The organism is Mycobacterium sp. TH-M11 (genome assembly GCF_057473725.1).
Genome location: NZ_JBYCLD010000120.1, coordinates 1 through 10,400, shown reverse-complemented (window position 1 = coordinate 10,400; position 10,400 = coordinate 1). Strand labels below are relative to the sequence as shown.

12 protein-coding genes are annotated in these 10,400 nt (G+C 67.0%); 9 read left to right on the top strand and 3 right to left on the bottom strand.

All coding sequences use genetic code 11. The features are described 5' to 3' along the window. The 6 genes from AC2VOG_RS05200 to AC2VOG_RS05175 all read left to right on the top strand — a co-directional run. Positions 1-527 (top strand): aminotransferase class III-fold pyridoxal phosphate-dependent enzyme (locus AC2VOG_RS05200; protein ID WP_486938849.1); only part of this gene is annotated, 527 nt, incomplete at its 5' end. Continuing rightward, positions 524-1,522, top strand: coding sequence for an SMP-30/gluconolactonase/LRE family protein (locus AC2VOG_RS05195; protein ID WP_486938848.1), 999 nt, complete (start codon positions 524-526; stop codon positions 1,520-1,522). The genes AC2VOG_RS05200 and AC2VOG_RS05195, both read left to right, overlap by 4 nt. A 59-nt stretch (positions 1,523-1,581) precedes the next feature. Next, entirely contained in the window at positions 1,582-2,820 is a 1,239-nt protein-coding gene (gene dacB1 / locus AC2VOG_RS05190; RefSeq protein ID WP_486938847.1) for a D-alanyl-D-alanine carboxypeptidase DacB1, read from the top strand. A gap of 44 nt (positions 2,821-2,864) precedes the next feature. Next, complete coding sequence (locus AC2VOG_RS05185) at positions 2,865-4,268, top strand: sugar porter family MFS transporter (RefSeq protein WP_486938846.1); 1,404 nt, start codon at positions 2,865-2,867, stop codon at positions 4,266-4,268. Continuing rightward, positions 4,259-5,401, top strand: a complete 1,143-nt coding sequence (gene nagA, locus AC2VOG_RS05180) for an N-acetylglucosamine-6-phosphate deacetylase (protein ID WP_486938845.1) — start codon at positions 4,259-4,261, stop codon at positions 5,399-5,401. Before AC2VOG_RS05185 ends, nagA begins: the two co-directional genes overlap by 10 nt. Positions 5,402-5,414: 13 nt before the next feature. Then, positions 5,415-5,729, top strand: coding sequence for a DMT family transporter (locus AC2VOG_RS05175; protein ID WP_486938844.1), 315 nt, complete (start codon positions 5,415-5,417; stop codon positions 5,727-5,729). Here AC2VOG_RS05175 and yhjD read toward each other — a convergent pair. Together yhjD and trpS are read right to left on the bottom strand one after the other, a co-directional pair. Next, positions 5,726-6,769, bottom strand: coding sequence for an inner membrane protein YhjD (yhjD, locus tag AC2VOG_RS05170; protein ID WP_486938843.1), 1,044 nt, complete (start codon positions 6,767-6,769; stop codon positions 5,726-5,728). The genes AC2VOG_RS05175 and yhjD overlap by 4 nt on opposite strands. A 9-nt stretch (positions 6,770-6,778) precedes the next feature. After that, positions 6,779-7,798 (bottom strand): tryptophan--tRNA ligase, encoded by a 1,020-nt coding sequence (trpS, locus tag AC2VOG_RS05165; RefSeq protein WP_486938842.1) that lies wholly within the window; start codon positions 7,796-7,798, stop codon positions 6,779-6,781. A gap of 72 nt (positions 7,799-7,870) precedes the next feature. Here trpS and AC2VOG_RS05160 point away from each other — a divergent pair, with 72 nt between their 5' ends. The 3 genes from AC2VOG_RS05160 (at position 7,871) to AC2VOG_RS05150 (ending at position 10,274) form a co-directional block, all read left to right on the top strand. Further along, the gene (locus AC2VOG_RS05160; RefSeq protein ID WP_486938841.1) at positions 7,871-8,713 is read left to right on the top strand and encodes an alpha/beta fold hydrolase; all 843 of its coding nucleotides are present in this window, start codon (positions 7,871-7,873) and stop codon (positions 8,711-8,713) included. A gap of 88 nt (positions 8,714-8,801) precedes the next feature. Beyond that, on the top strand, positions 8,802-9,212 hold the full coding sequence (locus tag AC2VOG_RS05155; protein ID WP_486938839.1) for a nuclear transport factor 2 family protein: 411 nt from the start codon (positions 8,802-8,804) through the stop codon (positions 9,210-9,212). Positions 9,213-9,233: 21 nt separating this feature from the next. Next, positions 9,234-10,274, top strand: a complete 1,041-nt coding sequence (locus AC2VOG_RS05150; RefSeq protein ID WP_486938838.1) for an LLM class F420-dependent oxidoreductase — start codon at positions 9,234-9,236, stop codon at positions 10,272-10,274. A gap of 1 nt (position 10,275) precedes the next feature. Here AC2VOG_RS05150 and AC2VOG_RS05145 read toward each other — a convergent pair. Then, positions 10,276-10,400, bottom strand: a 125-nt coding sequence (locus tag AC2VOG_RS05145) for an NADP-dependent isocitrate dehydrogenase (protein WP_486938850.1), incomplete at its 5' end; no start/stop codon positions are given.

Genomic DNA, 10,400 nt, shown 5'->3' with positions numbered 1-10,400 from the left:
AACCCGACATCATCACCTGCGCCAAGGGATTGACCTCCGGGTACTCGCCGATCGGGGCGATGATCGCGAGCGATCGACTGTTCGAACCGTTCAACGATGGCACGACGGTGTTCCCGCACGGCTACACGTTCGGCGGCCATCCGGTGTCGGCGGCGGTCGCGCTGGCCAACCTCGACATCTTCGAGCGCGAGGACCTCAACGCCAACGTCAAGCGTCAGGCGCCGGCGTTGCGGGCCGCGTTGGAGCGACTCTACGACGTGCCGATCGTCGGAGACGTCCGCGGCGAGGGCTATTTCTACTCGATCGAGCTGGTCAAGGATCAGGCGACCCGCGAGACCTTCACCCGCGCCGAGGCGGCAAAGCTGCTGCCGCACATCGCCTCGTCGTTGTTCGCTGCGGGTCTGTACTGCCGGACCGATGACCGCGGCGACCCGGTCGTCGTGATCGCGCCTCCACTGATCAGCGGACAGCCCGAGTTCGACACCATCGAATCCATCCTGCGCACTGTGCTCAAGGAGACCCGGTGAAGCCCAGTATCGATCCGATCCGCTGGCAGCCGCCGCCGTCGCGACCACTGCCCGAGCCGAATTTCACTGCGGCGCTGCACATCATCGATGTGCCGGGCACCGCCGCAGAGGACGTCGTCGCCGACGCCGACGGCAACATCTTCACCGGTGTCGAGGACGGTCGCATCCTCCGGATCAGCCCCGACGGCAGCGTGGTCCAGACGATCACCGACACCGGTGGGCGGCCGCTGGGCTTGGCGGTCGCTCACGACGGCCGTCTATTGATCTGCGACAGCCACCGCGGCCTGCTGCGCTGCGACCCCGCCACCGGCGACATCGAGACGCTGGTGGCCGAGATCGATGGCCGACCGCTGACATTCTGCTCCAACGCCGTCGAATCGTCGGACGGCACAATCTTTTTCACCGAGTCGACCAGCCGCTTCCACTACGAGTACTACAAGGGCTCGATCGTCGAGGGACGCCCGACCGGCGCGCTGTTCCGGCGTGAGCCCGACGGGACGGTCACCGAGCTGGCCGGTGGCCTTTACTTCGCCAACGGCGTCACGCTGACCAGTGACGAATCGGCGGTGGTGTTCGCCGAGAGCGCCGGCTGCCGGGTGTCGAAGTACTGGCTGACCGGCGAGCAGGCCGGGACCATCACCAGGTTGGTCACCGAGCTGCCGGGCTATCCCGACAACATCTCGACCGGCCTGGACGGCCGGATCTGGGTGGCGCTGGTGTCGGACCGCAATGCGCTCAACGAATGGTTGGCGCCGCGGGCACCGATCATCCGCAGCGTGATGTGGAAGCTGCTGCCCTACCGGTGGCTGCCCGATCCGAAGCCGACGGTGTGGGTGGTCGGGTTCGACCCCGACGACGGTCAGGTGGTGGCCCAGCTGCGGGTCCAGCATCCGGACTTCGGCTTGGCCACCGGCGTGGTGGAAACGTCGGGACGACTATGGCTCGGCCGCATCGCAGGGCCGGGAGTTTGTTACGTGAATTTGCAACATCCGTAACACCAGCCACAGCGCGGCTCCCGGGAATTGGACCGCTGATCGCCTACTCTGCTCAGACGATGACACTGTTGAGAACGGCGTCCTGCCTGGCAGCGGCCGGTTTCATGCTGAGCACCCCGGCGCTGATGGGCATGCCCGCGGCGTTCGCGGAACCTAACCCGGGGTCAGGATCAGCGCACGATCTGTGCCCGTACAAAGTCGCTACCCCGGCCGCGGTGGACTCCTCGGAAGTGCCCCAGGCCGGCGAGCCTCCACTGCCGCTGCCAGTGCCGCCGTCGCCGATCGGCGGCAACGCGCTGGGCGGCTGCGGCGTCGTCACCGCCGCCGGCACCCCACCGGTGCCGGGCGACATCTCAGCCGAGGCCTGGGTGGTCGCCGACTTGGACAGCGGCGCCATCGTCGCCGCCCGCGACCCGCACGGCCGGCACCGTCCGGCCAGCGTCATCAAGGTACTCGTCGCGATGGCGTCACTGCGCGAACTCAACCTCAACAAGACCGTCGACGGCACCCCGGAGGACGCCGCCGCCGAGGGCACCAAAGTCGGCGTGGCGCCGGGGGGCACCTACACCGTGAACCAACTGCTGCACGGGCTGCTGATGCACTCCGGCAACGACGCCGCACACGCGCTGGCCATGCAACTGGGCGGCATGCCCGTCGCATTGGACAAGATCAACGCGCTGGCCGCCAAGCTCAGCGGAAAAGACACCCGCGCGGCGACGCCGTCCGGCCTGGACGGGCCCGGCATGAGCACGTCGGCCTACGACATCGGCCTGTTCTACCGCTACGCCTGGGAGAACCCGACCTTCGCCGACATCGTGCACACCGAGAAGTTCGACTTCCCCGGGCACGGCGACAGCCCCGGCTACGAGCTGGAAAACGACAACCAGTTGCTCTACCACTACCCGGGTGCGCTCGGCGGCAAGACCGGCTACACCGACGACGCAGGTCAGACCTTTGTCGGCGCCGCCAACCGGGACGGACGGCGATTGATGGCGGTGCTGCTGCACGGCACCCGTCAGCCAATCGCGCCGTGGCAGCAGGCCGCCCACCTGCTGGATTATGGGTTCGCGACCGCGCCGGGCACCCGGGTGGGAACCCTGATCGAACCCGATCCGTCGCTGGCGCCGAAGGCCGTCGCCTCCGGCGACAATGGCGGTGGCCCCGCGGCAAACGCGGCCGCGTTGATACCAGCCGCGGACGCCTTGCCGGTTAGGGTCGGCGTCGCGGTGATCGGTACGGTCGTGGTGTTCGGCTTGATCATGGTGGCGCGTTCGACGAACCGACGGCCGCAGCACTAGGCAGCGGCGGGGGGACCGGGGGCGGCCCACCCGGAGGGGAGAATGTGAGCCGCCTCGGCGAGTCTCTACAGTCACGGCGCCGATTGCTGATCGGAGTCACCGCGGCGACGCTCGGCATCATCTGCGGCTACGACCTCTCCAACATCGCCGGCGCGCTGCTGTTCATCACCAACGACTTCAACCTCACCGTCCGCAAGCAGGAACTGCTGACCACGATGGTGGTGATCGGCGAGATCTGCGGCGCGCTCAGCGGCGGTTTCCTGGCCAACGCGATCGGGCGCAAGCGGTCGATGATGCTGGTTGCCGGCGGCTATGCGGTGTTCTCGCTGCTGGGCGCCGCGGCGGCGTCCATGCCGTGGCTGATGGCGGCTCGCATGGCGCTCGGCATGACAATCGGGTTGTCGGCCACCGTGACGCCGGTGTTCATCGCCGAGTCCGCGCCGGCCCGACTCCGCGGCGCGATGCTGGTCACCTACCAGGTGGCGACCATTCTCGGCATCATCGGCGGCTACCTGTCGGCGTACATGCTGGCGGAGTCGGGCAGCTGGCGGTGGATGCTTGGGCTGGCGTCGGTGCCTGCTCTACTGGTCCTTCCGCTGTTGGCTTCCACACCGGACACGGCGCGGTGGTATCTGTTCAAGGGCAGATACGCCGACGCCCGAAAATCGCTGCTGCGGATCGAGCCGAACAGCGATGTCGACGCCGAACTCGCCGAGATCTCCGACGCCATGGCCGAAGAGCGGGGCGGATCCATCCTCGAGATGCTGCGCCTGCCCTATCTGCGCGCCACCCTGTTCGTCGTCGGGATCGGCTTCTTCGCCGAACTGAGCGGCATCAACGGGATCATCTACTACAGCCCGCTGTTGTTCCAGGCCATGGGTTTTCAAGGCAATTTCGCTCTGCTGGTGTTGCCCGCGGTGATGGAGGTGGCGTCATTGGCCGCCGTGCTGACCTCGCTGGTACTGGTCGACCGGGTCGGCCGCCGGCCTATCCTGCTGTGCGGCATCGCGACGATGATCCTGGGCGACGGGGTGCTGATCGCCGTATTCTCGGCAAAGTCCGACGCGGTGTCCGGTTTCGGATACGCCGGTCTGCTGATGTTCACCATGGGATTCACCTTCGGCTTCGGCGCCCTGGTCTGGGTGTACGCCGGCGAGAGCTTCCCGGCGCACCTGCGATCGCTGGGCTCCAGCGCGATGCTCACCGCGAATCTGTCCGCCAACGCCTTGATCGAGTCCGTGTTCCTGACCATGCTGGACAGCCTCGGCGGCGCCGGCATGTTCGCCGTCTTCGCCGGGATCGCCGTTGTCGGGTTCGTTCTGGTGTACCGGTTCGCCCCGGAGACCAAGGGCCGACAGCTCGAAGACATCCGCCACTTCTGGGAAAACAACGGCCGCTGGCCCGATGAAACTAACAGCGCAACAACGGATGTGTCGGCGTGCCGCTGATCGCCGCCGGGACCGTCGTATTTGAACAAGACCTCTGCCGGCCAGGCTGGGTGCACACCGCGGGCGCGACGATCGTGGGCTGCGGCGCGGGCCCGCCACCGCGATCCCCTGATGTCGACGTGCCGGACGCGACGCTGGTCCCCGGTTTCGTGGACATCCATGTACACGGCGGCGGCGGCGCGTCATACATCGACGGCGATGCCTCAGAGGTGGGGCGGGCAGCGGGTTTTCACCGCGCGCACGGGACGACGACGACGCTGGCCAGCTTGGTGACGGCGGCGCCGGGAGATCTGTTGGCGGCGGTGCGCAGGCTCGCCGCCGCGACCCGCGACGGCGTGATCGCCGGCATTCATCTGGAGGGGCCGTGGCTGAGCAGCGCGCACTGCGGGGCCCACGACCGCACCGCGCTGCGTGACGCCACACCGGCCGAGGTCGACGCGCTGCTGACCGCTGGCGACGGGGCGATCAGGATGGTCACTCTGGCACCCGAGCGCCGCGGCAGCGACGACGCGATCACCCGCCTGATCGGCGCCGGAGTAGTTGTGGCGCTGGGCCATACGGATGCAACTTACGAGCAGACCCGGCACGCGATCGGACTGGGCGCCACCGTCGGCACGCATCTGTTCAACGCCATGCGGCCGTTGCGCCACCGCGAACCGGGTCCCGTTGCGGCACTGCTGGAGGATCCCCGGGTAACGGTGGAGTTGATCGCCGACGGCGTCCACATTCACCCCGCGGTGATGCACACGACGGTTCAGGCCGCGGGCGCCGGCCGGGTCGCGCTGGTCACCGACGCCATCGCCGCGGCCGGCGCGAGCGACGGTCGATATCGGCTGGGCTCGGTCGCTGTTGAGGTGCTCGACGGCATCGCGCGGGTGCGCGGCACCTCGACGATCGCCGGGAGCACCGCGACCATGGATCGAATCTTCGGCGTGGCCGCCCGCCTCGGCACCGACCGCGACGCGGCGCTGATCGCGGCGGTACGGATGACGTCGACGACGCCGGCCCGGGTGCTCGGGCTGGAGCGGGCCGGCGCTGTGCGGGTGGGCGGGGACGCCAATCTTGTTCTGCTGGGGCCGGATTACACGAAATGCCGGGTGATGTCGGGGGGCGAATGGGTCGGCGAAGGTTGAGAAGAGGCGTGCGATGGCGTGGCTGATCTTGGTGGCGTCGGGTGTTCTCGAGGCGGTGTGGGCCACCGCGATGGATCGATCGGACGGGTTTTCCCGACTGATCCCTTCGCTGATTTTCGGTGTTTCACTGCTGTTTTCGATGGCCGGGCTGGCGTTGGCGATGCGCACCCTGCCGACCGGGACCAGCTACGCAGTCTGGGTCGGCATCGGCGCGGTGCTCACCGTCGGGTACGCGATGCTGACCGGTGAAGAGACCGCCTCGCCGGTCAAGGTGGTGCTGATGGCCGGTCTCGTCGGCTGCATCGCCGGGCTGAAGCTGGTCGGCTAGTCCTCCTTGTCGCGGCGGTTCAGACGCGAAAGTCCGAGTGCGCCAACGGCGCCCACCACCACAGCGGTCATTGCCTGCCGCACCTTGAGGCCGTCGGCCGGCGGCAACTTGGGGATGTTCACCGCGATCTCGGGTACTTCGGGCGCCGGCTCTTCGCGATCCACCGGCAGTTGGCCATTCGATGTCGCCGCCCACGCCGTCGCAAAAAGCAGCAGCCGCGCGGTGATGTAGGCGAACACCATCAGCCCCAGCACCGGACCGAAGGTGGCGCCGGCCGGACTGCGCAGCACCGACCTCAGGTAGATGGTCCCCACCACCTTGAACAGCTCAAAGCCGATCGCGGCGAGCAACGCCGCCCGAACCGAACTACGAAAGTTGACCGGCTCTCGCGGCAGCCGAGCGATCATCCAGCTGAACACCAACCACGACAACAGAAATGACACCACCACCGACGCGGCGCGCAGGACCGCGTCCAACACCGGCAGCTCATGCAGACCCACGAGGTGCAACAGCCGGGCCATCGGCGCCGCACCCGCCAACGCGCCGAGTGCCAGCATCGCGAAGATCGCGACGAACGACGACACCATCGCCCCCAGATCGGAGATCTTGGTGCGCAGGTATCCGCGCGAACCGTCGGTCTGGCGCCACATTTCGGTCAGCGCGACCCGCAGATTGCTCATCCAGTTCAGCCCCACCCACACCGCGACGGCCAAACCGATCACCCCGACCGACGCCCGCGCTTGGATCGCCGAATTCATCAGATCGAGCATCTGCTGCCCCAGGGCACCGGGCACCGCGTGCCTGACCTTGTTGTCGATGGCTTGCAGCACATCGGGCCGGCGCGAGAGCAGGAACCCGGCGGCGCTGAAACCGACCATCAGCAAGGGAAACAACGCGAAAATCGTGTAGTAGGTCAGACCGGCCGCGAAGAAATTGCCCCGGCAGTCGTCGAACCAGTCGTTGGCCCGCATCGCGTGGTCGAACCATGCGTACCGGGCCCGCAGTCGATCGAGAATCCCTGGCTTGGCCGGATCGCTCACGACAACCCGCTAGGGACGTCTCGGCAGGAACCCGAGCCGGTCATAGACCCGGTCGACCGTCTTTGCGGCGACGCCCTCGGCCCGTGCCGCGCCTGCGGCCAACACTGCCTCTAATTCGGTTGGTTCGGAAAGCAATTCGTCGACCCGGGTCTTGATCGGGGTCACGAACTCGACGACGGCTTCCGCGGTGTCCTTCTTCAGGTCGCCGTAACCGCGACCGGCGTAACTGTCGACCAGCTTGCCGATGTCGACGCCGGTGACCGCGGACTGAATGGTCAGCAGGTTCGAGATGCCGGCTTTGGTCTCCGGGTCGTAGCGAATCTCCCGCTCGCTGTCAGTCACCGCGGAACGAATCTTCTTGGCCGACAACGCCGGCGCGTCAAGGAGGCTGATCAGACCCGCATCAGTGGCCGCGGACTTGCTCATCTTCGACGACGGGTCCTGCAGGTCGTAGATTTTGGCGGTGGCCTTGGGAATCAGAACCTCGGGAACGACGAACGTGTCCGGGTAACGACTGTTGAACCGCTGCGCGATGTCGCGGGCCAACTCCAGGTGCTGCCGTTGGTCTTCGCCGACCGGCACCAACTCGGCGTCGTAGGCCAGCACATCGGCGGCCTGCAGCACCGGATAGGTGAACAGACCCACAGTCGTGGCGTCACTGCCCTGACGCGTCGACTTGTCCTTGAACTGGGTCATCCGGGACGCCTGACCGAACCCGGTGAAACAGCCGAGCACCCAGGCCAACTGCGCGTGGGCCGGGACGTGGCTCTGCACGAAGATCGTGCTGCGGGCCGGGTCGACGCCCAGTGCCAGATATTGGGCGGCGGTGACCAGGGTGCGACGCCGCAACGTCTCCGGATCCTGCGGAATCGTGATGGCATGCAGATCGACGACGCAGAAGAACGCGTCGTGGTCGTCCTGCATCTGAGCCCACTGGCTGACGGCACCCAGCGCATTTCCGAGATGGAGCGAATCGGAGGTGGGCTGCACACCGGAGAAAACCCGGCTGGATCGAGAGGCGGTAGTCATGGTGGTCCAATCTTTTCACGCCACGACCGGCACTTCTTGCAGTACCGCCGGTATCGCCTTTACTGTCGCTGCATGACCAACCGCGCGCCCATTCATCTCGGCTCCGGCGAACCGGTCCTACTTCTGCATCCGTTCTTGATCTCGCAGCTGGTCTGGAACGACGTCGCCCAGCAACTGGCTGCCACCGGCTCTTACGAGGTATTCGCTCCGACGATGGCGGGCCACCACGGCGGCCCCAAGCCCGGCACCTGGTTTCTGAGCTCGGCGGTGCTGGCCGACCACGTCGAGCGACAGCTGGACCAATTGGGTTGGGAAACCGCCCATATCGTCGGCAACTCGCTCGGTGGCTGGGTGGCGTTCGAGCTGGAGCGCCGCGGACGGGCCCGCACCGTCACCGGTATCGCCCCCGCCGGCGGATGGACCCGCTGGGCCCCGGCCAAGTTCGAGGTGATCGCGAAGTTCGTGTCGGGCATGCCGTTCTGGGTGTTCGCCCGGTTACTGGGGCCCAGGGCGCTAGGCATCCCATTCACCCGGCAACTGGCCACGCTGCCGATCAGCGGGACACCCGACGGTGTGACCGACGAACAACTGGCGGCCATCGTCGACGACGTGGCGCACTGCCCGGCCTACTTCCAGCTGCTGGTCAAGTCGCTGCTGCAGCCGGGACTGCTCGAACTGGCCCAGACCGCGGTACCCGCACATTTGGTGCTCTGCCAGAAGGACCGCGTGTTTCCCGCGCCGCGCTCGCACCGCTACTTTCAGGCCCAGTTGCCCCCCGGAACCCGAATCACCGAACTCGACGGCGTCGGGCACATCCCGATGTTCGAGGCACCGGCCCGAGTCACCGCGGTGATCGCAGATTTCTTGTCCGAGCACATCGAGCGCCCGCACGCGGTCGACCCGCCGGCCAGCTAGCTGGGCGATCACCGGCACGACGGGCGGCCCATCGAACGCTCTATCGTCGAGCACACTTACCCAACCAATTGAGCATTCGAGGTCTCCGATGCATCCCTTCCGCAAGGCGGTCGAAGAGCACGACGAGGCGGCCATCGCGGCCCTGCTCGCCGACGATGTCGTGTTCACCAGCCCGGTGGCGTTCAAGCCTTACGTCGGCAAGCCGATCACCGCGGCGATCCTGCGTGGTGTACTGCGGGTGTTCGAGAACTTTCGCTATGTCCGCGAGATCCACGAAGGCGACAACCACGCGCTCGAGTTCGAGGCGGGCATCGCGGGCGCGCCCGGCGTGACGGTCAACGGCTGCGATTTCATCCACGTCAACGACGACGGCCTGATCGATGACTTTAAGGTGATGGTGCGACCGCTCTCCGGTGCGAAGGCGTTGTCCGAAGCGATGGCCGCACAGTTTCCGCGAATCCAGTCCGAAGCCGTCGAACTGGCCAACCAGTTCACTTAGAGCCATAGGGAGCAGCCAGGCATGCGAATCGGACTAGGAATCAACTACGCGGGCGGCTTCAAGGAGGTGGCCGCCGAGGTCGCCGACCTCGAACGCGCCGGCCTCGACATCGTCTTTGTCCCCGAGGCGTACTCGTTCGACGCGGTGAGCGCACTGGGCTACCTGGCCGCCAGCACCGACCGCGTCGAGCTGGCGTCGGGAATCCTGCAGCTATACACCCGCACGCCCACGCTGACCGCGATGACCGCAGCCGGTCTGGACTACGTCTCCGACGGCCGATACACCCTGGGCCTGGGCGCCTCCGGCCCGCAGGTCATCGAGGGTTTCCACGGCGTTCGCTATGACGCTCCGATCGCGCGCACCCGCGAGGTCATCGAGATCTGCCGCCAGGTGTGGCGGCGGGAGAAGCTGCAGTATCAGGGCGAGCACTACGAGATCCCGCTGCCCGCCGGCAAGGGCACCGGCCTGGGCAAGTCGTTGAAGCTCATCAATAAGCCTGTGCGGGAACGTATCCCGATATTGATCGCGGCACTGGGACCGAAGAACGTCGAGCTGGCCGCTGAGCTCGCCGAAGGTTGGCAGCCCATCTTCTTCCTGCCGGAGAAGGCGCAGGATGTCTGGGGCAAGTCGATTGCGGCCGGCCAGGCCAAGCGCGACCCCGCGCTGGGCGACCTCGAGGTCTTCGCCGGGCCGACCCTGGCGATCGGCGACAACGTCGAGCCGCTGAGGGAAATCGTCAAGCCACATCTGGCGCTCTACATCGGCGGCATGGGCGCCAAGGGCAAGAACTTCTACCACACGCTGGCCACCCGGTACGGCTACGGACCGCAAGCAGACCGGATCCAGGAGCTCTACCTGGCCGGCGACAAGGAAGCAGCCGCCAAGGCGGTACCCGACGACCTGGTGCGCGACGTCTCGCTGATCGGCACACCCGGGTTCGTCAAGGAACGGATCGCCGCGTTCCGCGAGGCCGGGGTGACGACGCTGAACGTGGTGCCAGTCGCCGCCACCGCCCACGAGCGCGTCAAGCTGATCGAGACGCTGCGCGGCCTGGTGGACTGAATCAGCCCCGCGCAGCCGCCAGCGCCTCGTTGAACGTCTTGCTCGGCCGCATGACTGCGGTGACCTTGGCGTCGTCGAGTAGGTAGTAGCCGCCGATATCCGCCGGTGCGCCCTGCGCCTCAGCGA